This window comes from Nitrospira marina (assembly GCF_059568365.1).
The window spans coordinates 2,972,162-2,995,735 of record NZ_JCANTH010000001.1; the positions used below are offsets into that span (position 1 = coordinate 2,972,162).

Consider the following 23,574-nt stretch of genomic DNA (forward strand, 5'->3'; position numbering starts at 1 on the left):
GCACCGCATCTTATACCTTTACTTCCTCCCTGGATGCTCCCGCATGACCTGCGCAATATGCTTGACCTCTGCTATCCCACGAAGTCCATTTTTTAACTGAATCATACATGCAGGGCAACTCGTTGCCACCACCTGTGCCCCGCTTTCTTGAATAGCCCGCTTCTTACGTTGGAAAATCTTCTGAGAGGTTTCATAATTTTTGACGATATACGTACCCGCTCCGCCCGCGCATCGATCGGCATCCTGCATTTCGACAAATTCAAGGTCAGCCACAGAGGCTAATAAGTCTCTGGGAGCCTGGGACACACCCGCGGCACGAAGATGGCACGAAGAATGGTACGTCACTTTCTCCAACTTCCCCTCGGCCGATATCCGGGTTGAGTGCGTATTGGCCGACGACATCCCCTGTTCAACAAGAAATTCAGAGATATGCTTCACGCGTTTGCGTAAATCAATGGCTGCCGCTTCCTCAGGCTCTCCATGAAACAGCGTGGCATAATCTTTCAGACTTAAGGTGCACGAAGCACAACTGGTGATCACGGTGGCATACGATGCCAGGTGAGCTAGATTTTCTCGCGCGCCTTCTTTTACCAAATCCCGTAACCCGTAGGTTTCAATCGGCGTCCCCGAGCATCGTTGAGGAGGAAGAGCGACCTTCACACCGTAATCCGCTAAAAGCCCGATCACAGCATCCCCCACTCCATCCTCAAAATAGTTGGCCGCACACCCGTGAAAATACGCGATTGAGGCCTGCCGGAGATGTTCAGAATGACAAAGTTCAGGATACCGATCACGCAAATGCCGTTTAGCAAAAGTCGGCAGAACCATATCTCGGGGAATCTTTGCGGTGGGAGCCAACTTTCGCAATACCGGGCGAGTCAGTTTTTCCAACATGCCTCGAAGAACCGGTCGATCCCAAAAAGATTGGGTCCATGCCACGAGCTTCAGCAGGGGATGAAAAATCCATTGACGGGCATGGAGGGCAAAAACCCAGCCGGCCAGTTCATTGGGTTGCTCCGCCCGTCGTTGAAGAATCAGTTCGGACACATCGACCCCGGCCGGACAAATAGTCCGGCAGGATTTGCAATTCAAACAGGCTTCGACCACTCGTTCCGATTGAAGATACGAATAATCCGAAGCCGTTACAATCTCGAACCACCCGCGCGCACTCATATCTTCAGACTGAAACACATCATACACCGGACACACGGAATTACATTTTGCGCAAGTTGCACAGGGTTTGCCCATGCGCTCCACATCAATATGTTCCGTAAAAGAGGTATCACTGATTTTGACCCCAGGATTCATCATCCCCTGTGGATCGAACGCCTGCTTCACTCGAACAAAAATTTGATACACCTCTTCCCCATACATCAAGCGAACGGTCTCGGCGCGAATACGCCCGTCTCCATGCTCTCCACAAATTGATCCGTCAAACCGGTCTAAGACCGTCTGGTGAATCTCCCGGTGAGCTTCAACCATGGCATCAACATCATGTTGATTGTGCAAATCAAGCAGCGGCACAATATGAGCATTGCCATTTCCCACATGTCCAAAGATGGCGACCGGCACCGATCGTCCTCCAAAGTACTCTTCCAAATACCGGATCAATTCTCCGGTGCGTGAGGCCGGCACGACCACATCATCGACAAAATTGATGGGTTTTTTTTGAGGATCAAATCGATAAAGCATCGGAAACAACGCCTTGCGGGCTTTCCACAATTCACCTTGCTGGGCTGGATCCGACGCCAGCCTCACCTCTCCGGTGAGCGGAAACCTTTCGCACATCTCCATCAAACGATGAGGACGATCTGCGCCTCCGCCTTCATCAAATTCAATGAGCAGCGTCGCCGCTGCATCGGATGGAATGCCATAGCGATTTCGCCCGATCAAATCCAACGAATTTCCATCCATCACCTCCAAGGCATTGGGGTCCAACTCCAATAAGTGGGGAACCGATTCGCCCATACCCTCTAGATGTTGAAAATGGATGAGACCCGTCACGGTGGCATCAGGGCGTTTAACCAACTTGACTGTTGCTTCACTCATAATGCCAAGCGTTCCCTCGCTCCCGATAAATAACTTTTGAACTTCAAATACGCCCCGTTCCAGTCCATCGACCACATCAAAGACGTTATAGCCGGAACTGTTCTTACTCACCTTCGGACGCCTGGCGCGGATCAACGCTTGGTCCTCTTGAATCATGGTCCACACCGCCTTTAGGGATGGAAACCCTTTCAACAAGGAGGTATGAGCCGGGCCTCCAATATGAACGGACTGCGCGTCAAGCCAACCCTCCGTAAGCAGCCGAATCCGGAGAGTATGAACGTTGTCCTTGACCGATCCATAGCGAAGCGTATGCGGACCGGCCGAATTGTTGCCGAACATACCTCCTAATTTGCACATATCCCCGCTTGAAGGATCCGGCCCATACATCAACCCCATAGGGGCCAACTGCTTATTGAATTCGGATAACACCAGGCCTGGTTGCACTCGCGCCCACTGCTCGTCTCGATTCACTTCCAGCAAGCGATTCATTCGGGAGATATCCACGATAATGCCGGCTCCGATGGCTGACCCGGTCAGATTCGTTCCGGCGGCCCGTGGAGTCAGAGGCACTCCAACCTTGACGGCATACTCCATCACGGCATCAATGTCTTCTTCTGTTTCAGGAAGCACAACAACCTGGGGTGGAATTTTGTAGATACTGGCATCGACGGAATAGGCTTTCAACGTGGCCCAATCCCAACGAACTTTATCCTGGCCCAATTTTTTGGCTAAATCGGGCCCCAAAGAAGATTTCTTTTCAGGTAGCAATAACGGCATACGAATTTATTCTGCTCCCTTATGAGGATGGCGCACAACCCTTGTCAGTGAGAAAAAAGGAAGGAAAACAAACAGACCACAGCAGGACGCGTGGCCTCACGGTCGATTTAAGCCGAAAGATCGGAAACCCGGGCCTCTCCCTCCTGTTCCTCAGGGGTAAAAGGGAGCTCCATAGGGAATTGTTCCGGGCTACCCAACTCTTTGAGTTCTTTCAGCGGAGGCAAATCCCGTAAGTCCCGCAGACCAAAACGTTGCAGAAACTGTTTGCCGGTTCCATACAAAATCGGTCGGCCCGGGATATCCTGCCGTCCAACGATTCGAATTAACTTTTGATCCAGGAGGGTACGCAACACCCCGGAGGTTTCTACACCTCGAATTTTTTCAATATCTGCTCTGGTAATGGGTTGTTTATAACTCACAATAGCCAGGGCTTCCAGTGCGGACCGGGAAACCTTGGCTGCCGGTTTGGCCTTACTGATCAATCGTTTGATATACAGACTCTGCTCAGGTCGCGTGACCATGACATATCCGCCGGCCACTTCCAAAATTTGCAAGCCACGCCCTGCCGCCTCGTACTCGGCTTGAAGATCCTGCATTGCGCTTTTAACGGAAGATTTAGGGACCCCTTCGAAAACCAGCGCCAGCTTCTCAAGACTCAGAGGATCATGCGAAACAAAGAGCAGGGCCTCAAACGCGGCTTTGAGTTCACCAAGATCCAACGCCGGCTCCTGGTCTACAATCCCGGAATCCTTCACTTCCTCTGCGTCCTGGCCCTCATCTGAGACTTCCGAGGCCTCGCTTACAGTAAGGTCTTCCGTCACCTCGGCATCGGAAGTGTCCGAAGTTTGGTGTCCATTGGAGAGTGCGTCCATGATTATTGAGTCCTCCTCTGGGGACTGAACCCGATCATCCCACGTTGCCCCATGCCTAAATCCCTCAGGCCATTCTTCCATCCCCCCATGCGTCCTCCGATCAATACCCGGCTCATACGTGTCACAATGAATCCACAGGAAAACTGCCAGTAGAACCAGCCCCACCGGCTGGAACAAAACGCCTGGTCACCTGGATGGGACCCAACCATTCTCCTTGAAACAATCGAACCAGGTTCATCCTGACCAGTTCCAACAAAGCCAGAAATGTAGCAATGACCAATGGCTTGGACCAATGGTGTTCAAATAACCCCTCAAAAGGAACGGTCGACTCCGCTTCCAACCGCTCCAGGATGACCTGAATACGGTCTTGAACCGTCCAGGTTTCCCTGGACAATTCCACGATTTCATTCGTTGGGGCTCGATCCAGAACGTCCTGGAATGCACTCAGAAGATCAAATAATTGAAGATCCTCCGTAGCCATATCCTCCTCGACCGCTGACTCAGTTGGCAAGGGGAGAGGATCACGAGTAAAGGACTCCCGCCACAGACGTTCGCGAATAACCAGGCTCCCTGCTGCCTCCTTGAACCGCTCATATTCGACCAATTGCCGGACCAATTCCGCACGAGGATCCAAACCTTCCTCATCTTCCGTCTCCGGTTTTTCCTCTTTGGGAAGGAGCATCCGGGATTTAATGTAAAGCAGCGTGGCTGCCATGACCAGAAATTCCCCGGCCAGAGACAGGTTCAACGTCTTCATCATGGACAAATATTCCAAATATTGCTGAGCAATCAGCGCCACCGGAATATCATAAATGTTGATTTGGTGTTTCCGAATTAAGTGGAGAAGCAAATCCATGGGGCCGGTAAAGGCCTCAAGTTTGACCTGATACGCATCGTCATCTTCAAGGTCAGAAACAATCAGGGAGGGGACGGATTCCAATCAAGTGCCTTTCGACTGGGTTCCACAGTGCAGATATTTAAATTGGTATACCATCTTTTGTGTAAAGCCGCAATATCCTAACCAAATATAGTGGTTAAGGCCTTCTAAGCCGTCTTCTTCCCTTTGGAAAGCCAGAGGTAACAGAGCACCAGAATAACCAGCCCCAAAAAGATCCCGACCTGGCCATATAGCCTCCGACCATTCTGGACCGAAACCACATCAAGCGGGAGGTTACTCCCGGTTAATTCCGGCATCGTGCGGAACTCGGTTCCGGAGAAATCTTTGGCTCCATCAAACCTGGCGTTCGAAAAATCGACCACCGTATGAAATTGTGCTTGGGCAAACGTCACCGCCTCTCGAAATTCGGTAAACCGAAAATAGATTTCATGAACGGCCGAGATGGCTGAAAAATCGGCAGGGCCTTTAAACAGCGACCCGGAAAAGCCTGTCCCACTCGCAAAAGCCGTTCGGGAGAAATCTGCCGCCTGCTGGAACTCGACTTCCAAAAACTCAGCAACTCCGGTGAAATGCGCGTCAGAAAAGGTGACCCGATCACGAAATTGAGCCTGGTGAAACCGGGAATGCGTTCCAAACGTGACATGAGAAAAATCCACGCCTTGTGCAAATCGAGAACCAATAAAAAATCCCTCAAAATCAACCCGCGCATCTGAAAACCGTACCGGGCCCACAAACACCGTCTTAGAAAAATCAATTGATTGTTGAAAGACGGTTCCCGTGAAATCTACCGTCCCCAATATCAGGAGAGCTCCTTCAACCAGATTGGTGGCAAGCACTTTTTCAAATCGAGAATGACGGATGGAAATTGACTCTGGAATGACGCGAACCGCAGTGATGCCTTTCTCGTTCAGGGGTTTTCGCACTGACGGGGGAATGGCGGGATATGCCGAAAGGGCCTGTTGGGGCAGAAGATCAAGCATCACCTGATCAACCACCACCACGTGGTCAAGATCAATCCGCTTGCCCTGCACAAGCGCTTCCAGCAGATCAGCCCCCTTCACGGCCAAGGCTGCCTCTTCTCCAGGCAGACAGGGTCCCTCAACATGCACCCAGAAAACGTTTTCGCTTCCGAGAGGAGTCGGCAGGAGACGGCAAGCCTCGGCATTAAGAGAAGACAGTCCCAGCAGGACAAACACGCCGAGATGCAGAATATATTTTGCTCCCAAGAGTTTCATTTATGCCCACATCACATGAGCATGATATGGCAAACAGGTAAACCCACTGCCTCCACTCGGGCGCAAACGCAAAAAGACTGTTGAAGACAGGTGATCGTCACGAGGTTGTGTTGGACTGAGTCAAATTATTCGATCGTTTTAGGCGAGCGGAGTTATTGAACAAAAGGATCAGAGAATCTGGCCAAATCCTGCACAATCGTATACGTCCGTCTTATCTCGGACTGGCCCTAGGTGGAGGAGGTATTCTCAGCGGGTTGAGCTGGCTCGGGTTGAGCTGGCTTGGCTTGAGCTGGCTCGGGTTGAGCTGGCTTGGCCTGAGCTGGCTTGGGGGCCTCGGCTTCCGCAGGTTGAGGCTCCTTCACTTCCGCAGGCTTTGTGGTCACAACCGGGGACACATTTTTGAGTGCTAAATAAAAATCCCGATGTTCATACTCGGATTTAGCCAGGGCTTGATCAACTTCCTGAACAGTCTTAGGGGGTGGCACCACCACCTTGTCGCCTTCCCGCCAATTGGCAGGCGTCGCACAAGCAAAGCGGTCAGTCGTTTGCAGGGCAGTGACCAACCGAAGGATTTCATCCACATTGCGTCCGGCATTGAGAGGGTAATACAGCAAGGCCCGAATCACCCGCTTCGGGTCAATAACAAACACCGCACGTACCGTCGCGGTGGAACTCGCATTGGCATGGATCATGCCATACAGTTTCGCGACACGCATATCAACATCGGCAATCATAGGAAACGGAATCGTGGCACCCATTTTCTCGTGAATACTGCGAAGCCAGGCTAAATGAGCATGAATACTATCCACACTCAAACCAATGAGCTTCACCCCCCGCTGACGAAATTGCTCACTAGATTGGGCAAAGGCCATCAATTCCGTCGTACACACCGGAGTAAAATCCGCCGGGTGAGAAAACAATACCACCCAATGCTGCTCCTGCCACACGCTAAAATTAAAATCGGTCTGTTGCGTCGTCACCGCGGAAAAGTCCGGTGCATGATCCCCTATGCGAGGCAACCCTCGTTCTTCCGACATGTAACCTCCTTCAGTTGGCAAGACTACCCCCCTCCGCCGCAGGCGAAGGGAGCAATCCCGGCTTGTTTATTAAATATAACCGGGAATACGAATTAAACTATCGAGATGGTGAAATGAATAACCCTGGCACAGCCTTGGCCCATAAACGGCCAAAATCACCAGGAGCGAGGAATTTCCTCTTCATCATCCTCATGATTAGATTCGGTATCCCGAAAAAACTTATCCGTGCCCAATTCTTCTGATAAGTCTTCCGTCAAATCCAAATCCTCATCGGCATCATCGGTGGAGTCCTCCGAAAACTCATCATCGTCAAAATCATCCGCAAGATCATCCACATCCAGGGGATCAGTGACATCATCGAGTTCAGTGGTCAATGAATCCAGAGTAATATCGGTATCGGTTTCCACTTCAATATCCAATTCGGCATCAATGTCGTCGGGCAGAGACGTATCCTCAATATCCGTACCGGATTTCTGGCTAAGAATCTCCTCCGCGTCCCCATCGACGGGGAAGGCGTTCTTTCTCTTTTTGGCATTAAGATCTTTTACCACAGGCGATTCTTTTTTAGGCCTTCCCGGTTTCTTTTTGGCCTCAGACGGCGCCGCCTTCTTCACCGATTTTGTGGTGGGAGCAGACTTGGTACGATTTGCCCCGGTTTTCGCCGCAGTTGTCGTCTTCGAAACGTTGTCAGATGTAGTCAACTTCTTCTCTTTCCCTTTCACCGCCTTTTTCGGCGTCGCTTTGGATCGTGGTTGCGCTTGAGCCACGGTTTTGGATGTCCCCTTCACTCGAGCCTTCTTATTCCCTTTGGCTTGAGACTTAACGGGTCCCTTGGTCCGAGCCTTGGAGCCGACCTTCGTATTCTTGGACTTCGCTTTGGTAGACGGTGATCGTTGAGGCTTCACAGACTTCTTGGGTTTGGCTTTCGTCTTCGGTTGAGCTTTCGCATGAGTTGTTCGCTTCCCCGCAGGCTTCTGTTTGGGCTTGGCCTTTGACTTGGGCTTAGCCATGGCAGCCATGTGTCACCCTCCTGATTATGTGATCGACAAATGATCCATCTGCGATGGATCGTCTCCTGAGTTGCCCCCATCTAACATGGAGAGACCCTCTCAAGCAACAGAATATTTTCAAGAAGGAAATTCTTTGCCGTTTCAAGAAACTTCCGGTCATTCAACATCCCTGTTAGAATCGGGTCTCCATGGAAATTATTACCACGCATCTCGAGGCGGATTTCGATGGCCTCGCCTCAATGGTGGCCGCTCAAAAGCTCTACCCGCAGGCACACCTCGTTCTCCCGGCGGGAGCCCAATCCAGCGAGCGGGCCTTTCTCGCGGAACATCCCCTTTCCTTCACGGCACTCACGAGTCTGAATTTTCCGGATATCACCCGCCTGATCTTAGTGGATGCCCAGCATCAGGACCGGTTAGGTCCGCTCGAAAAAGTTCTTGAGAATCAACACCTTTCGATTCACATTTATGATCATCACCCCATGGAGACAACGAATCCCCTGCTCCCGCGGGCAGACTACTGCAAAGTGGAGTCGGTGGGGGCTACCATCACACTCCTCTGCGAGGAACTTCAGGCCAGAGCACTCACATGGACACCCGAAGAAGCCACCCACTTTGCCATAGCCCTGTATGAGGAGACCGGTCAATTTAGCTACCGCAATACCACGCCCCGTGATTTTCAGATCGGCGCGGCCCTTGTGCAAACAGGAGCCGATTTAAACCAGGTCACGAAGTACATCGCGCGACACTGGACGCCCCCACAGCTGGAATTATTCCATGCACTGTTGGGATCGGCGCAAACACTGACCCTCGGACACAGACGGATTTTGCTCACCACCCTCACCTGGCCGGACTATGTGCAGGACATGGCGCCGGTGGTACAACAACTGGCGCAACTACATGGAGCCGATGCCATCATCGCCGCTGTCGCCATGGAGGGCAAGGTACAAATCATCGGGCGCAGCCGCCATCCCGACATGGATATGAATCAAATCACTAAGGCATTTGGCGGAGGAGGGCACACGATGGCCGCCGCCGCCAGCATTAAGAATCTCACCATCGTCGAAGTGGAACGGAAGATCCACGCCCTCCTACAGGAACAAGCCAAAACCTGGCTTCCCATCAAGCGTCTCATGACCACACCTGTCAGAACGGTGGAACCCAACACCACGATCAAACAGACCGAACGCCTCATGACACAATACGAAGTCAATGCCCTCCCGGTTGTGAGTGCCAAAGGCGGCTTCATGGGATTAGCCACACGGGAAGCGGTACAAAAAGCCCTCTATCACAAACTGGCCACCCACCCCATTGAGCACATCATGCTCAGGGATATCTTTCTGGCCACACCCGGCACACCGTTTGATGAGGTCCAACAGCATATGGTCGAACGGAACCAGCGGATCGTTCCGGTGCTGGATCACGACCAAATCGTTGGCATTTTCAGCCGGACCGATTTGCTTCGGGCTATGCACCAGGCACTCCCGTCCCAGGAAGGAGAGATCGAGCCCTCCGCTGGAGCGACCCCTCCAACTACAGTAGTTCCCACGCCAACCTTGCGTACTTCAAATCTTCACAAACAATTGGCCAGCCGTTTACCTCCGCCACTTCTCACCCTTCTCCAAAACATTCGGACACTCGCCGACACACAGGAGGTCGCCGCCTTCCTCGTTGGCGGATTCGTCCGGGATTTCCTGATGAACATTCCCAATTTCGATTTGGACGTGGTGATCGAAGGAGACGGCATTTGCTTTGGCAAAGCGTTAGCGGAGAAACTCAAGGCCGAATGGACCATTCATGAGCGATTTGGAACCGTCTCGATCGCCATCCCCAAGACTCTCAACATTCCACAGATGCATCACCTGGACATTGCTACGGCTCGAACGGAATATTATGAATATCCCACCGCGCTACCGACCGTGGAACGCAGTTCAATAAAAAAAGACCTCTACCGGCGGGATTTCACCATCAATGCCCTGGCCATTCGCTTAAACAGGACGCCCGGTGAACTCCTGGACTTTTTCGGTGGCCGGCGGGACATTAAGGACAGAATCGTGCGGGTCCTTCACAGCCTCAGCTTCGTGGAAGATCCCACCCGGGTCTTTCGAGCCATACGCTTCGAACAACGGTTTGGTTTCCAGATCAGTAAGGAAACCCAGCATTTCATTCAACAGGCCCAAACCATGGAACTGTTTCACCGGCTTTCCGGCGTACGATTAGGGAATGAACTGATCCACATACTAGAGGAACCCGAGCCGGCCAAAGGCATTCTGCGATTGAGTCAATTTAAACTCTTCCCCTTTATTCATCCCAAGCTGCAATGGAAGGAACCGGCTCCGACGCTCTTTGCATCCGGAGAAAAAATCCTGGCCTGGCATGAGGTGGAAAACGCCCGATCAGGAACCGAGCGATGGCTGGTCTATGCCTTGGCCTGGTTTGAATCGTTAGGAAAAGCCGAACTGGTCAAAACCTGGAAACGGTTAGGATTTCCTCAACGAACCATCACAACTGCCGGAGAGTTCTTACAAGCCCAGTCGGCTCTGATCCGCACCCTCAACAAAAAACACCTGGCTCCTTCGGAAATCTACGACCTCCTGACACCATGGCCGAAGGAACTCCTCCTGTTCCTCATGGCCAAGGCGCAAAGCAAGCCGACGATTCATGCGGCCATGGAACGGATCCGGGACTATCTCACCACGTTTCAACATGTCGCCATCGCCTTAACCGGCCACGACCTGGAAGACATGGGCCTTCCCAAAGGTCCGGCGTATCGCCGGGTGCTCGATCGCATCTTCAAAGCCAAACTGGATAGCCTGGTGGCCACACAGGAAGATGAATATCGCCTTGCCAAAACCTTCATTGCGCAAGAAACCGCTTCAGGAAAACACTCCAAATCCCCTTCATTGGCAAGGAAAGGCAGCGGGAGGTAGCCTTCCCGTTGGCTCCCCCGGCAAGTAGTCTATTCATTCCCCATGCACCAGACTTCATCGCCCTCCCCACCGTCTCGAATCCGCTGGCGAATTCTTCTTCTGCTCCTCCTCATCAGCATCATCACTTATGTCGACCGGGTGAATATTTCCGTCACCGCCCGCCAAATGATGCCGGCACTCGGTCTCACCGATCTGCAAATGGGTCAGATCTTTTCGGCCTTTGTCTTTGGCTACGCCCTCTTTCAAATTCCCGGTGGCTGGTTGGGCGATCGCTGGGGACCACGTCGCGTATTGACCTTCGCCCTCATCTGGTGGTCGATCTTGACAGCTCTGACGGCCGTCGCTCCCACGCTCCCACTGGCCAACCTGATCGGGATTATGGGTTCACTCATGGTTGTGCGTTTCCTCATCGGCATCGGCGAAGCCGCCGCGCTGCCCAATTTCAATCGAGCCGTCGCAAACTGGCATCCCCCGAATGAACGGGGCTTAGGCATTGGCATCACCATCGGAGGGATCGGCTTGGGTTCAGCCCTCACGCCACCTATCACCGCCTGGATCATGGTCAATTATGGCTGGCAAACGGCGTTTTATGCCGCAGGCGGATTAGGTATTGGCATCGCCCTCTTGTGGTACTGGTACGCAACCGATCATCCCCGGCAACATGCACACGTCAACAACGCCGAGGCCGAACTGATCGAAGATTCGGAGTCTCTGCCCGACCTTCCTGCTCCCTTGGAAGGACGATCCGGTAAGGCCTGGGTAACGGTCCATGATGTGTTCACCGAATTTGAAACACGTGAAGGACGACCTCCAGCCTCACAGACAAAAGGTAACGGGACGGGTGGGAAAAAGGATAACCCCAACTCCACCACCCCAACACGAACAGAAAGGAAAAGCGAACCAGCACCCGTTCAGAAGTCAAAGACGACCACCGTTCCCTGGAAAGCCATCCTCACCACACCCACCGTCTGGTGGCTCACGCTCAGTTACACCTGTCTCGGCTACGTGGCCTATGTCTATATGTCCTGGTTCTATCTCTACCTTGTCAATGTGAGGGGTTTTGCCATCCTTCAAGGTGCTTTCTTCGCCTCGGCCCCCTTTATCGCGATGGCCATCTTCTGCCCATTGGGAGGATGGGTGACCGATCGTCTCACCGAACAATACGGGATCAATCGTGGCCGCGCGAGCGTGGGAGGAGCAGGAATGATTCTGGCCGCGCTTTCTATCATTATCGGCGCCAACATCGAAGCGCCCTATGTCGCAATCGGCTTTCTCTCGCTCGGCGCAGGGTGGCTCTACTTCACGGTCGGCCCGTTCTGGTCCTCGACCACGGACTTATCCAAACCCTACGCCGGCACCCTCTCAGGCCTCATGAACACGGGCGCCAACCTGGGTGGGACCCTCTCGCCCACACTGACGCCCTGGCTGGCTGACACCTTCGGCTGGTCGGTCTCTCTCGGCATCGCCGCGGGGATTGCCCTACTCGGAGGACTCTGTTGGATCTTCATTCGACCAGAACATGGTCTCAACATCTCCAGGTCAGGAGATCGAGCGTGAGCGAGTCTGAACGGTTCACAATACAGACGGGCACCGAAATGATTCTATTATTTTTGGATCATGGTAAACTGAGTTGCGGCCAAAGAAAAAAAGAGCACAAGTAGCCTAGGCACTCCCCGTTAAAGAGAAAATTTTTGGTGAACCCAGCGATTGTCCCAACCATCAGAACAAACAAGAACCACCGAACATTGACATCCTCCAATAGGGTGCGGGGCCATTCATGGATACGGGTACCTTTTATCGGCCGCATCATATCCCTTGTCCTCTGTACATTCTTCCTCTTTCCCGGTCTTGTTTCTGCCGCGGAGATTGAAGAGTTTAAGAAGGGCGTCGTCAAAATTACTGCGATCGTAAACGGGCAACCCAATGTCGGGACGGGATTTATCGTGAAGCTCGACAAGGACGCCGCCTACATCGTGACTGCCGCACATGTGATTTCGGGAGATAGCAAGCCACAGGTGTGGTTCTTTCCTCTTCCTCATCAATCGTTTGCCTCACAGGTATTAGGTATCGATGGCACCAATGAGAACGGGTTGGCCGCTTTGCGTGTTTCCGATACCTTTCCCAATGGACTCGTGGCGCTTCCGCTCGAGCAGACCATCCAAGCATCCGGGGGAGAAACCATTACCTTTATCGGATTTCCACCTAATCTCGCTCCCTGGACCGTCTCAACCGGAAGTATCAGCGGGAGGAAAGGGCCACACCTGATGTTTCAGGCGTTAGTGGAGGAAGGCCATTCGGGTGGCCCCCTTCTGCTTGATGGCAAAGTGATCGGAGTCGTGACAGATGCTCAGGGACGTCTGGGGTATGCAGTCCCCACACTGGTTTTGTCGATCGCGCTGAAAGGATGGCAGGTGGAACCATCGAGGAGCGACTCGTTATCACGAGAAAGTTCAGGCGCAGACGGTGCGCCGATGGTTCGGATCCCTGCAGGGCAGTTTGAAACGAATGTAGAATCACGCTCAGGAACCGGGGACATTACCGAAGGGAATCGATATACCGTCTATGTCGAAGAATTCTTCATCGACAAAAATGAAGTCACCATTGAACGATATGAGAAATTTCTACAGGTCACCGGTCGAACAGCCCCGGAATATTGGGATCACATCAATATTTCCCGGGATGCCAATCGCCCCGTCGTCGGCGTGACATGGCCGGAGGCCAAAGCCTACTGCCATTGGGCCAAGAAGCGATTACCGACCGAAGATGAATGGGAGAAAAGCGCACGAGGAACCGACGGACGCATTTATCCATGGGGCAATGAGCCACCGACGAGCCAATACACAAATTTCGCAACATTTGGAGAATTTGAACTGTCAAAACTTTCTCCGGTCGGGGCATTCGAAAAGGATAGAAGTCCTTATGGAGTGTATGACTTGGCCGGAAATGTGAGTGAGTGGACGGCAGATACCTGGGATGAATCGCGGAATCCAGACCGGGATGCGAATGAGACCGTCGCGGGTTCCCAAAAAGTGATACGAGGTGGAGCATGGAACGCCAAGGACGAATATCTGAGAGCCGCATTGCGCTCTTCTGCTTCACCAACCTACACGGATGGAGGTCTTGGTTTCCGCTGTGCTCAAAATCCGGATACCCCCCCATGAAAAAAGATGAGAGGCATGACGGAAGAAAGGATGGTCTAAAAATCGGCAATCCAGTCGATGGATTGAAAGAGCGTCTAAACGGTTCTCTTATCCCTGAATCATGGTAAGCTAAATCGCTGCCCCTGAGGATAACGAAAATAGGCAGCCACAAAATCGGAACAGTTCGCCCCTTCTTCACGGAAAGACGGTCAATCTAAAAGAGAAAGGAGGTACACCATGGGAGACAAAGGCGGAAAAAAGGATAAAGACAAAGCTCAAAAACAGAAAGCCGACCAACAGAAGAAAAAAGATAAGAAGAAATAGGCGAGGCGCTTTCTTTGATGAAAGCGGTGGGCTTCGCCTAAGCGAAGCCCACAATTTCTGAGGCACTTCAACTCTGAATGGCGGAAAATCTTGAGAAGAAGGCCTAGGCAAGAGCCCCATGACTTGTCATACGGACAAAAAATCTGCACTCCATATCTTATTCGTTATTCAGACCGGTCTATTTATGGATTACTAGTAAGTGAACCGCGAATGAATCGTGAAGCTATCGACAATAATCTGGTCAACAAGGCTATCGACCAGCTCGTAGAGAACGAGCCCCAACATCTAGACTTGAATGTCACTGAGCGCGCGCATTCTCATCATCTCGCCCGATACCTCAGTGAATTGTTGCCTGAAGGCTTCAATGTCGACTGTGAATACAATCGGCACTTTGATGATCCCAAACGACTAATCCTAAAACGCCGTCAAGTTAAAGATCGTGAGATCCGTGCGACGACGGTGTTTCCAGGAATCATTGTTCATAAACGAGACTCGGACACGGAAAATTTACTTGTACTTGAGATGAAGAAGCCCGGGGAGAGTCTCATTTATGACCAGGTCAAACTTCTGCCTTTTCGAAATCAGGTAAAATATGTTCACACAGCTCATGTCATCCTCGGTCGACGAAACGGCGAACTCGTCAAAGAGGTTCTCTGGGTTGAAGGCTAATTTATTACTCAAAAAGACCTGCCTACCGGGGATCACTTAAACCAGGGCCTAGTTGCCGTTGAAAGTAGAGTTTAGGACAAAAGATGCAGCGTTATAAAATTCTTCATCGGACCTATTATAATTTCTCGGGTGCTGTGACACTTGGTCCCCATCGCCTACGTCTGCGTCCGAGGGAAGACTATGACCTGCACATTGAGTCGTTAAACCTGAAGCTCACACCACCGGCCACCCTGCTGTGGCATCGGGATGTGGAAGGCAATTCGGTGGCCACGGCCACCTTCGAGGTGCCAGCTAGCCAGCTTGTGATTGAAAGCGAAGTCATCATCCAGCAATACAATGAGGCTCCACTGGACTTTCTGGTCGCCGACTACGCAGTCGCGTACCCGTTTACCTATCAACCCGATGAACGGATCATGCTGTTACCCTATATGGCATACCCTGAGCCAAAGACCAAAACTCAATTGACCGAATGGATCGCCGGGTTCTGGCAATCCCATGAAGCGATTCAGACGTACACACTCCTGCAGCGACTTGGCTCCCACATCAACCAAACTCTGTCATATCGCGTGCGGGAAGAACCTGGCGTTCAAACGGTGGGACAAACACTGGAATACGGCACCGGCTCATGCCGTGATTTTGCCTTGCTGTTTATGGAAGCCGCACGGTGCTTGGGTCTCGCCGCGCGCTTTGTCAGCGGGTATCTCCATGCACCACCATCAGCCACCGATTATGGCGCCACCCATGCCTGGGCCGAAGTCTACCTTCCAGGGGCCGGGTGGAAGGGGTTTGATCCCACTGGTGGAACCATGGCCGGAACCGATCATATTGCCGTGGCCGTCGCAAGATTGCCCGAATCTGTACCGCCCATCGAGGGATCGTTCGTGGGGCCCCCAGGATCAACGCTTCATGTCGGGGTCTGGGTCACAAAGTGTGAGTGATGGAGCGACTCAGATACTGAAGCAACAAGATCGCTCCTCCTTGTCTCCCAATCCAGATGAACGTTTACAACATCCAAAGAACGCGGTCCCTTTTCATTCCTCAACCATAAAGGTCGACCATGCCAATCTGGGTTGATGCCGATGCCTGCCCCAAGGTGATTAAGGAAATATTATTTCGCGCCGCAGACCGGACCGCGGTGCAGGTGACGCTTGTGGCCAATCGCCTCTTGTATACTCCGCCCTCGCCCTATATTTCGGCCATCCAAGTCGCCGATGGATTTGATGTCGCGGATTCCGAAATCGTCAAAAGACTCAAGGCCGGCGACCTGGTGATCACCGCCGACATTCCCCTCGCCGCTGAGGTGATTGCGAAGGGTGGCCATGCGCTTGATCCCCGTGGGGAGATGCATTCTTCCGATACGATTCAAGCCCGCCTCATGATGCGGGACTTCATGGAGACGCTCCGGGCCAGCGGTGTCGAAACCGGTGGGCCGTCGGCCCTGAGTCAACGGGACCGGCAATTATTCGCCAAACACCTCGACTACTATTTAACGACCCTAGTCAAACAGAAGGATGAAAAAGCCTAGGGACCGGGAACCACACATGGGGAATGGTAGCAGGCTACAAACCAGTGCTGACCCTGCTTGCTCTCACGGGCTTGATTTTCGGAACCAATGAAATATTCGATTTCGCACGCATTAGCCTCATCCACCAAACCTGAAGGTCCAAGCCGGTACGATCCAGATTCACCAGCATGAGACTCTCCCCAACAAGAATGATTCTTACATTCCTGTATGGACTATTCCTTTTGGTATTGTGGATTCCGGTGCCAGCCTATTCTGAAGAAAATCAGGCGGTTGAGCAATTGGAAAAGATCATCGAAAAACCGAAGGCTGCCCGAAAAAGTTTGAAGGATGAGGGGATCCTTTTCGAGGCTACCAATACGATGGATATCCTTTCGAATGTCTCCGGAGGCATCCAACGAAAAACTACTCTCACGGGGGATCTGGATCTTTTGCTCACCCTCGATATAAAAAAATTAGTTCCCAATTGGAGGGGCACGGTTTTTCTGTATGGCTTGGGCTTGTATGGGGACGATCCAAGCAACAATGTCGGGGATATCCAAGGCGTAAGCAACCTTACAGCACCAAATACATGGAAACTGTTCGAAGCCTGGTACCAGCACAATCTTTTTGAACGCTTTTCTCTGCTTGCCGGCCTGTATGATATCACCTCCGAGTTTGATGTCATCGTATCCGCGTCGACACTTTTTCTGAATAGCTCCTTCGGGACTGGAGCGGAACTTGGAACTGGTGGCCAAAACAACCTGTCCACCTTTCCTGCGACCTCTCTGGGAATCAGGGCGCAAGCCATCCTCACCGATTCTCTCATGGTTCGCGCCGTGGTCGCCGATGGCATTCCGGGGAATCCCAATGATGCTCGCGGTACTCACGTTCGTTTGAGAAAAGATGATGGCCTGTTCGGGTCCATGGAATTGGCTTATTACCAATACAGCAAGGCTGATTTAACACAGACAAAGAAAAAAACACTCGAAGAGCTCCCTCGCCGCCTGACCTTCCGCCGGATTGGAAGATCCGCCCCTCTTGTGTATGAAGCAAAAGTCGCCCTCGGATTCTGGGGGTACACCACTTCTGTGGATCAACTCAACAAGGTCAATAGTTCGGGAAAACCTGTGACGCAACATGGCACTTACGGCATATATGGGTTAGCGGAATATGATCTGTATCATGAAAAGGACGACAAAGATCAAGGACTGATTCTCTTTGGTCGAGCCGGAATGGCTGACCCCAATGTGAACCGAATTTCCCAGTATTATGGCGGCGGGCTCATTTATAAGGGATTAATTCCGGAGCGAGGAATTGATCGAACCGCGATTGGATTGGCCGCTGCAGTGAATAGCCATGAATATAAACAGTCTCAACGGCGGGAAGGACAATCAGTTGAGAATATGGAGATCACGCTGGAATTGACTCATTCCATCTTTGTGAACCAAAACCTGGTCATTCAACCGGATTTTCAATACGTCATTAACCCCGGCACGGTTCCCGGCAGAAATAATGCCATTGTCTTGGGCGTGCGGCTTGAGGTCAATCTCAACAATTAATGTGTCCCTTCCAAGCATCTCGGGAGGGAGTCAACATGAGTGGTTTTCACAAACACATTAAGATTTTTGCATGGATGGAAGGCGGAATATCGTGAAGGGTAGACCCCTTCTCTGTAGCCGTTCGCTTAAAACTTCCGATCAGATTCCACAAAATCCACCATGAACCGTCGCTCCCCCATCATCAGCATTCTCTCCGGCGGGGTCATAAATTTAAGATTTATTGCATGCCTTGCAGGGTTTCCCAGATACGCATAAGAAGCCAGAGGATTCCTACCACCGTTCCGGCGATCACCAAAGCCACGCATAACAATAACCCTATGACGAAAACCCAATCCCCTGTAGTGGAGCTTGGACGATCCCCAACAGCATATCGCTCCAACAACTCAACATTTTTCACATTACTTTTAAACCAGACAGAGAACAGATCACCGAGAATGGGAATGGCGCCAACCACGCTATTGATCGCGATATTGAGACTCATACGGATGAGGACGATTCTAGGAAGTTGGGATTGAGCCGCCACGACAAGAATAACTGATCCAGCCAGACCTGCGAGGGCATCGCCCACACCTGGAATCAGCCCAAGGATCGGATCTAGCCCGATACGAATTGAGGTTCCGGGAATCGTAAAACGCCGGTCTAATATTTCCGCCAGGTGTTTGGCAAGTTCAAATTTTCGGGAGTGTCTCACCATAGGGGTTTCGTTCCTTTTACTCCTGCAAGATATTAATTCCGATAATCCTACCAGTAAAATTCAAATTAGCTTTCACTTCAACAGATCTGACGCAGAAATGTTATAGACGTTTGAGTTGCCAGAATGAAATAAATATCTAGTCATTGAGCGGTTTCTCCAGAAAACAGGTGGTGTTGCCGCCTCTAAAAAAATGAGTCATTTTGTATTTCCCCATACTCATTCCCACCATTTTGCAATGAACAGCCTGTTTTCTCGGATAGGAGGGTCTTTTATTGTTCGACGAAGGAAGGGGGTTGGTCTTTGACAAAACCAGCCCCCTGTGATCTTGAACAGCTTTCTACCATTACTGGTAAAGATTCCTCTCCCCCGTCCCAGTCAGTTAAGAAAACTCTTCTCCCCAGTCCTTGGCCAGTCCTGTAACTCTGTTTGAATTTTGGGAAAGAGGCCAAAGGCATTGCTATTGAATCTCCCAGCTCGGAGAGGTGGTCCCTGGTGAACCTGTTGAGCCAACAGTGACCCCATTCATCAGCCACACCTCGACCTCACCGGTATCGGTGTTAAACCAGGTCAAATCTACTTTCCCGCTACCGTCCCGATCACTGACCTGGGCAATCTCCCACTCCAAGGCCTTGCCCGCCAAGGCACCCGTGCTGCCAAGAGTGAGTCCATTCATCAGCCAGAACGCCACCCCACCGCTTCCGGTATTGCGCCAGATCACATCAGCGGTCCCATTCCCATCAATATCCCCCACCCCAGCCACCTCAAACACCAAGCTGGCACTCCCTGGGACTCCGATCGACAGGACCGAGAGGCCGTTCATTAACCATACGGCTACGGCCCCACTGTTGCTATTCCGCCAGATGATATCGGCTTTGCGATCGGCATTGACATCGCCCATTCCGACAATCTTCCACTCACCCGGGACACCACCAAGCGATTTGGATGAGGCAATAGTCGCTCCATTCATCAGCCACACGACAACCACTTTGCTATTGGTGTTTCGCCAAACGAGGTCTGCCGTGCCATTTCCATCCACATCTCCAAGTTGCTCAAGCACCCAACCGGTAGGAACGGTGCCCGGGAATCCTACCGATACGATGATCGGCCCGTTCATTAACCACACGGCCACCGTACCACTGGTGCTATTGCGCCAAATCACATCAGCCTTACCATCCGCATTCACATCGCCGATACCGGCAATTTCCCAAGCCGGAGGAACGCCGCCCGGAAAACTTGGGAAAGCAATTGCCGTCCCATTCATAAACCAGATCGCCGTGCTGCCATTATTGATATTGCGCCACACGATGTCAGCCTTGCCATCTCCATCCAAATCAAATTTGGTCGTACGGTTATGAATAAAAATATCCCGGATTCCATTCGTATCACCCGGAACAAGGTTGGTTGAATCGGAGAAAAATCCGACAATCCGACCATCCTGACTGATTGCAGGATTACAACTAAAATCATTGCCCTGCACTCCACCAGTCGTCACACTCATCCTGGTGGTCGTGTTGGTCTGACGATCATGCACAAACACATCACCCTCTCCATTCGTATCGCCCGGAACGAGATTGGTGGCAAAAGAAAGAAATGCCACAAATCGTCCATCCCCGCTGATGGTCCCCTCTGAGCTCTCTCCTCCTCCTTGGAGACCACCACTTGCCACACTCACGCGCGTGGTGGTGTTCGTTTGACGGTCATGGACAAACACATCACCCACTCCATTGGTATCGCCAGCGACGAGATTCGTCGCATCCGATTGAAAGGTGACATAGCGACCATCCGCACTCAATTCGGCATCCACACTCTCACCATTGACCTGCCCTCCGCCTGTGGCCACACTCACACGCGTCGTCACTCCTGTTTGCCGATCATGAATGAACACATCTCGCACACCATTGGTATCCCCCGGGACCAGGTTAGTCGCATCGGATTCAAACGCAACCAAACCCCCATTCGCACTGAGAAACCCCGCTCGACTGGTATTATTGCCCTGGATTGCGCCTGTGGCCACACTCATGCGCGTCGTCGCCCCTGTTTGCCGATCATGAACGAACACATCTAACACTCCATTGGTGTCGCCCGGCACCAGGTTGTTCGCAAAGGAGTGGAACGCTACAAATCTGCCGTCAGCACTCAGGGCTGGAGTAAAACTATTGTTATTGGACTGGCCCCCACCCGTCGCGACACTCACCCGGCTCGTGATGCCTGTCTGCCGATCATGGACGAACACATCAATGGTGCCATTTGTATCCCCCGGAACCAGGTTCGTGGCAGCCGACCGAAATGCCACATAACGCCCATTGGCGCTTATGCTGGGCTCAAGGCTCTCGCCATTGGCCTGCCCTCCGCCCGTCGCCACGCTCACACGCGTAGTTTGTTGGGTTTGCCGATCGTACACGAATATATCTCGTACCCCATTGGTATCACCGGGGACCAGATTGGTCGACAAGGAATAGTAGGTAACAAACCTGCCATTTTCATTAAGGTCCGGAAGAAAACTATTATTATTGCCCTGCAGATTTCCAGTGCTGACACTGACTCGGGCCGTCTCCGCCCCATAGGTAAGGGGTGCAAGAAATATGAGCATGAGTACGATTGTGCCCGCAGTAACCATTTGGTTGAAATGTCTCATGTGTGTTCCTCCAGAACCCTGAATGAGTTTTAGGAATAAAGCCATGTATGAAATTATTGCTGCTGCGCCTTACCAAGTGGAGAACACGTCATGTGTAGAATATTTCTTCCCGTGATCCGGACCCGATTCCGATTAACAAGGAAGTCTACGGCCTGCTCAAATTCCTGCGGCATTTCATCGTTTTTACTCAAAGCTTCTTTCTTTCAGAGCGAAGTCCATTAAAAATTGGTAAAAAAAGCCTACTCCAACCGACGAATAACTTCCACAACTTCTTTGATTCCGCCATGAGGCAACGCCCCACAATAATCCTAAAATTTATTAAAAAGTAGAAATGCCTTACGTGCCCCAGCCAAAGGCTATTAAAGCCTTTTCCCAATGCAATCATGCCTTGCAGGCCAAGTAGGTGCGCAGTATTCAAAAAAGTCCATTGAGCATGGCTTAGCCATATAGATGGACCAGCTAATCAGGGAAAGGACGAGAAGAGACAAAAAGCAGGAATACGGTTGACCGAACCCTCCGATTCTTTTCGAGAAAAATTAGATAACGGGCCTTTTGACTTTTCCGGCACTGGCGACGTTCAAGAGTCAATCATCATTATGGAAACGCTTAGAAAAGGAGTCGTATATGCAGTGTCCGTGTCAGAGTGGAAAGACCTTTAAGCAATGCTGTGAGCCCGTCATCACCGGAGTGAAACAGGCAGAGACGGCCGAGCAACTCATGCGGGCCAGATATTCGGCCTATACGCAAGTCCAGATGGATTTTATTTAAAAGACCCATGATCCCAAAACCCAACACGACATCGACCTTGAGGCCAATCGCAAGTGGGCGGGTTTGGAGATTCTTACGACGAAACAGGGCGGAATGGACGATGAAGCGGGCCTCGTCGAATTCAAGGCCAGCTTTGAAATGGAAGAATCCCGGCACCGCCGGCACCGGCCGAGAAAACCATGGTATCGGCATCGCCGATCATCTCCGCCAGTGTCGCGACGTCGAGCGTGGTGAGATCACCCTGCACCGGAGTGGCGCCGATGATGAAAACCCTGGCCATGACGGCAACTGTGTCGATAAAGGAAGGAGGAGCGGGGCATCGGGCGAGGCCCGCCCGTCACGCTCAGCTTTCGTACTGGTGGTAGGTCTTGGCGACGATCTTCCATGCGCCTTCCTGCTTCAGCAGGGTATGAAAGTCGGTATAGTCCGCGCCGATCGCGTCCTTTTCCATGTCAACGCGCACGACTGCAGTGGTCGGCGTGATTGCGAGTACATCGATGCGCGTTCTGATGTCCGGCGCGGCGCCATTTTCGGCGACAAAGCCGTGCAGGTTGCGCGCAGTGCCGCCCAGCAGTTGCCCATTGGTGAAGCCGAACATGACCGCATCGGGGTGAAAAGCGCTCATCGTGGCATCGGCGTCTCCGACATGCAGGCCATCGACATAGGCCTGGGCGGTCGCAACGACCGCGTCATAATCGCTGGTGGGGACAGTCTTAATATTCTGCGACATGAAATTGCTCCGAGGTTGATCTGGTCAGCACACAATCGATATTGTATCACACGCTACAGAGCATATGTGTAGTGCGTGATACAGAACGTCAACCCCGGGAATCAAAAAAATTGCACACTCCCGTCATTGAGAAAGCGATCGAGCCGCATCGCGCCAAAGAGCCCCCGCGGACGTTCGATCGCGCCGCGGCCCTTGAGAAGGCGCTAAGCGTGTTCTGGTCCAGGGCTTCGCGCCGGCGACGATCAGGGAACTGTGCGCGGCGATGGGGATCCATCTGCCCAGATTGTACGCGGCGTTCGGCAACAAGGCGAAACTCTTCATGGAAGCTGTCGAGTATCATGAAGGGGTGTTCTGGGATTGGACATGGGAGCGCATGGGCAGAGAGCCAAACGTACGGGCGGCGGGCGGCGACTTTTTCGATGCGGCAGCGGCCATTCTGACGACGCCTGATGCACCCTGCGACTGCGTCGTCCTGCTGGGGGCCATCAATGTTCCGGCCGAACATCAGGGGGTCGCCGATTCGTTGCGTACGCTGCGTCAGGATGGTCGTCGCTTTGTTCCTTGAACGGCTGACACAGGCTTTGGCGGACGGCCAGCTTGCGGCAGGCACCGACGTTGACGGGATTGCAACGACGCTCAACACCTTGCTCCAGGGCATGTCGATCGAAGCCAGTGACGGCGCATCGCGCGCGCGTCTCGATCAGGTCGCGGCCGGCGCCAGAGCACTCCTTCCTCAAACCGCCTAA

19 protein-coding genes and 1 pseudogene are annotated in these 23,574 nt (G+C 52.3%); 10 read left to right on the forward strand and 10 right to left on the reverse strand.

Going from position 1 to position 23,574, the window contains the following annotated elements; translation table 11 throughout:
* Positions 1–18: 18 nt before the first annotated feature.
* The 6 genes from LX98_RS12510 to LX98_RS12535 form a co-directional block, all read right to left on the reverse strand.
* Positions 19–2,826, reverse strand: coding sequence for an FAD-linked oxidase C-terminal domain-containing protein (locus LX98_RS12510; RefSeq protein ID WP_496429218.1), 2,808 nt, complete (start codon positions 2,824–2,826; stop codon positions 19–21).
* A gap of 107 nt (positions 2,827–2,933) precedes the next feature.
* Positions 2,934–3,698, reverse strand: coding sequence for an SMC-Scp complex subunit ScpB (gene scpB, locus LX98_RS12515; protein WP_496429219.1), 765 nt, complete (start codon positions 3,696–3,698; stop codon positions 2,934–2,936).
* A gap of 121 nt (positions 3,699–3,819) precedes the next feature.
* Positions 3,820–4,638, reverse strand: a complete 819-nt coding sequence (locus tag LX98_RS12520) for a segregation/condensation protein A (protein WP_496429220.1) — start codon at positions 4,636–4,638, stop codon at positions 3,820–3,822.
* A 104-nt stretch (positions 4,639–4,742) separates the two neighbouring features.
* Positions 4,743–5,831 carry a pentapeptide repeat-containing protein gene (locus LX98_RS12525; RefSeq protein WP_496429221.1) on the reverse strand — a complete coding sequence of 363 codons (1,089 nt, stop codon included), beginning with the start codon at positions 5,829–5,831 and terminating at the stop codon, positions 4,743–4,745.
* A 227-nt stretch (positions 5,832–6,058) separates the two neighbouring features.
* Positions 6,059–6,868, reverse strand: coding sequence for a peroxiredoxin (locus LX98_RS12530; RefSeq protein WP_496429222.1), 810 nt, complete (start codon positions 6,866–6,868; stop codon positions 6,059–6,061).
* Positions 6,869–7,023: 155 nt separating this feature from the next.
* On the reverse strand, positions 7,024–7,887 hold the full coding sequence (locus tag LX98_RS12535; RefSeq protein ID WP_496429223.1) for a hypothetical protein: 864 nt from the start codon (positions 7,885–7,887) through the stop codon (positions 7,024–7,026).
* A gap of 179 nt (positions 7,888–8,066) precedes the next feature.
* Between LX98_RS12535 and LX98_RS12540 the strand changes: the two genes are divergently transcribed.
* From LX98_RS12540 to LX98_RS12570, 7 genes are all read left to right on the forward strand, one after another.
* Positions 8,067–10,805, forward strand: a complete 2,739-nt coding sequence (locus tag LX98_RS12540; protein WP_496429224.1) for a CBS domain-containing protein — start codon at positions 8,067–8,069, stop codon at positions 10,803–10,805.
* A gap of 42 nt (positions 10,806–10,847) precedes the next feature.
* The gene (locus LX98_RS12545) at positions 10,848–12,362 is read left to right on the forward strand and encodes an MFS transporter (RefSeq protein ID WP_496429225.1); all 1,515 of its coding nucleotides are present in this window, start codon (positions 10,848–10,850) and stop codon (positions 12,360–12,362) included.
* Between the two features lie 137 nt (positions 12,363–12,499).
* Positions 12,500–13,966 (forward strand): SUMF1/EgtB/PvdO family nonheme iron enzyme, encoded by a 1,467-nt coding sequence (locus tag LX98_RS12550; RefSeq protein WP_496429226.1) that lies wholly within the window; start codon positions 12,500–12,502, stop codon positions 13,964–13,966.
* A gap of 513 nt (positions 13,967–14,479) precedes the next feature.
* On the forward strand, positions 14,480–14,938 hold the full coding sequence (locus LX98_RS12555) for a hypothetical protein (protein WP_496429227.1): 459 nt from the start codon (positions 14,480–14,482) through the stop codon (positions 14,936–14,938).
* A gap of 83 nt (positions 14,939–15,021) precedes the next feature.
* Positions 15,022–15,876 carry a transglutaminase N-terminal domain-containing protein gene (locus tag LX98_RS12560; protein WP_496429228.1) on the forward strand — a complete coding sequence of 285 codons (855 nt, stop codon included), beginning with the start codon at positions 15,022–15,024 and terminating at the stop codon, positions 15,874–15,876.
* 119 nt (positions 15,877–15,995) lie between these two features.
* Positions 15,996–16,463: a YaiI/YqxD family protein gene (locus LX98_RS12565; protein WP_496429229.1), complete on the forward strand. Its 468-nt coding sequence runs from the start codon at positions 15,996–15,998 to the stop codon at positions 16,461–16,463.
* Positions 16,464–16,702: 239 nt separating this feature from the next.
* Positions 16,703–18,001: a carbohydrate porin gene (locus LX98_RS12570; protein ID WP_496429230.1), complete on the forward strand. Its 1,299-nt coding sequence runs from the start codon at positions 16,703–16,705 to the stop codon at positions 17,999–18,001.
* 217 nt (positions 18,002–18,218) lie between these two features.
* On the opposite strand, the gene LX98_RS12575 is transcribed toward LX98_RS12570, so the two are convergent.
* On the reverse strand, positions 18,219–18,695 hold the full coding sequence (locus tag LX98_RS12575) for a DUF4112 domain-containing protein (RefSeq protein WP_496429231.1): 477 nt from the start codon (positions 18,693–18,695) through the stop codon (positions 18,219–18,221).
* Between the two features lie 457 nt (positions 18,696–19,152).
* Positions 19,153–21,330 carry an FG-GAP-like repeat-containing protein gene (locus LX98_RS12580; RefSeq protein ID WP_496429232.1) on the reverse strand — a complete coding sequence of 726 codons (2,178 nt, stop codon included), beginning with the start codon at positions 21,328–21,330 and terminating at the stop codon, positions 19,153–19,155.
* Positions 21,331–21,954: 624 nt separating this feature from the next.
* Here LX98_RS12580 and LX98_RS12585 point away from each other — a divergent pair.
* A pseudogene (locus LX98_RS12585) lies at positions 21,955–22,197 on the forward strand (YchJ family protein); the annotation flags it as partial.
* 22 nt (positions 22,198–22,219) lie between these two features.
* On the opposite strand, the gene LX98_RS12590 reads toward LX98_RS12585, so the two are convergent.
* Both LX98_RS12590 and LX98_RS12595 read right to left on the reverse strand, forming a co-directional pair.
* On the reverse strand, positions 22,220–22,378 hold the full coding sequence (locus tag LX98_RS12590; RefSeq protein ID WP_496430642.1) for a hypothetical protein: 159 nt from the start codon (positions 22,376–22,378) through the stop codon (positions 22,220–22,222).
* A 63-nt stretch (positions 22,379–22,441) separates the two neighbouring features.
* Complete coding sequence (locus tag LX98_RS12595) at positions 22,442–22,828, reverse strand: nuclear transport factor 2 family protein (RefSeq protein ID WP_496429233.1); 387 nt, start codon at positions 22,826–22,828, stop codon at positions 22,442–22,444.
* 262 nt (positions 22,829–23,090) lie between these two features.
* Here LX98_RS12595 and LX98_RS12600 point away from each other — a divergent pair, with 262 nt between their 5' ends.
* Both LX98_RS12600 and LX98_RS12605 read left to right on the forward strand, forming a co-directional pair.
* A complete protein-coding gene (locus LX98_RS12600; RefSeq protein ID WP_496429234.1) occupies positions 23,091–23,393 on the forward strand; it encodes a hypothetical protein in 303 nt (100 codons plus the stop codon).
* A complete protein-coding gene (locus LX98_RS12605) occupies positions 23,383–23,574 on the forward strand; it encodes a hypothetical protein (RefSeq protein WP_496429235.1) in 192 nt (63 codons plus the stop codon). The genes LX98_RS12600 and LX98_RS12605 overlap by 11 nt, the downstream gene beginning before the upstream one ends.

Excerpts from the sequence above, each read along its gene's own strand:
- LX98_RS12510 (WP_496429218.1), bottom strand. The coding sequence starts at position 2,826 with ATGCCGTTATTGCTACCTGAAAAGAAATCTTCTTTGGGGCCCGATTTA.
- scpB (WP_496429219.1), bottom strand. The coding sequence starts at position 3,698 with ATGGACGCACTCTCCAATGGACACCAAACTTCGGACACTTCCGATGCC.
- LX98_RS12525 (WP_496429221.1), bottom strand. The coding sequence starts at position 5,831 with ATGAAACTCTTGGGAGCAAAATATATTCTGCATCTCGGCGTGTTTGTC.
- LX98_RS12530 (WP_496429222.1), bottom strand. The coding sequence starts at position 6,868 with ATGTCGGAAGAACGAGGGTTGCCTCGCATAGGGGATCATGCACCGGAC.
- LX98_RS12535 (WP_496429223.1), bottom strand. The coding sequence starts at position 7,887 with ATGGCTGCCATGGCTAAGCCCAAGTCAAAGGCCAAGCCCAAACAGAAG.
- LX98_RS12540 (WP_496429224.1), top strand. The coding sequence starts at position 8,067 with ATGGAAATTATTACCACGCATCTCGAGGCGGATTTCGATGGCCTCGCC.
- LX98_RS12545 (WP_496429225.1), top strand. The coding sequence starts at position 10,848 with ATGCACCAGACTTCATCGCCCTCCCCACCGTCTCGAATCCGCTGGCGA.
- LX98_RS12555 (WP_496429227.1), top strand. The coding sequence starts at position 14,480 with ATGAATCGTGAAGCTATCGACAATAATCTGGTCAACAAGGCTATCGAC.
- LX98_RS12560 (WP_496429228.1), top strand. The coding sequence starts at position 15,022 with ATGCAGCGTTATAAAATTCTTCATCGGACCTATTATAATTTCTCGGGT.
- LX98_RS12565 (WP_496429229.1), top strand. The coding sequence starts at position 15,996 with ATGCCAATCTGGGTTGATGCCGATGCCTGCCCCAAGGTGATTAAGGAA.
- LX98_RS12575 (WP_496429231.1), bottom strand. The coding sequence starts at position 18,695 with ATGGTGAGACACTCCCGAAAATTTGAACTTGCCAAACACCTGGCGGAA.
- LX98_RS12580 (WP_496429232.1), bottom strand. The coding sequence starts at position 21,330 with ATGAGACATTTCAACCAAATGGTTACTGCGGGCACAATCGTACTCATG.
- LX98_RS12590 (WP_496430642.1), bottom strand. The coding sequence starts at position 22,378 with ATGGCCAGGGTTTTCATCATCGGCGCCACTCCGGTGCAGGGTGATCTC.
- LX98_RS12595 (WP_496429233.1), bottom strand. The coding sequence starts at position 22,828 with ATGTCGCAGAATATTAAGACTGTCCCCACCAGCGATTATGACGCGGTC.
- LX98_RS12600 (WP_496429234.1), top strand. The coding sequence starts at position 23,091 with ATGGGGATCCATCTGCCCAGATTGTACGCGGCGTTCGGCAACAAGGCG.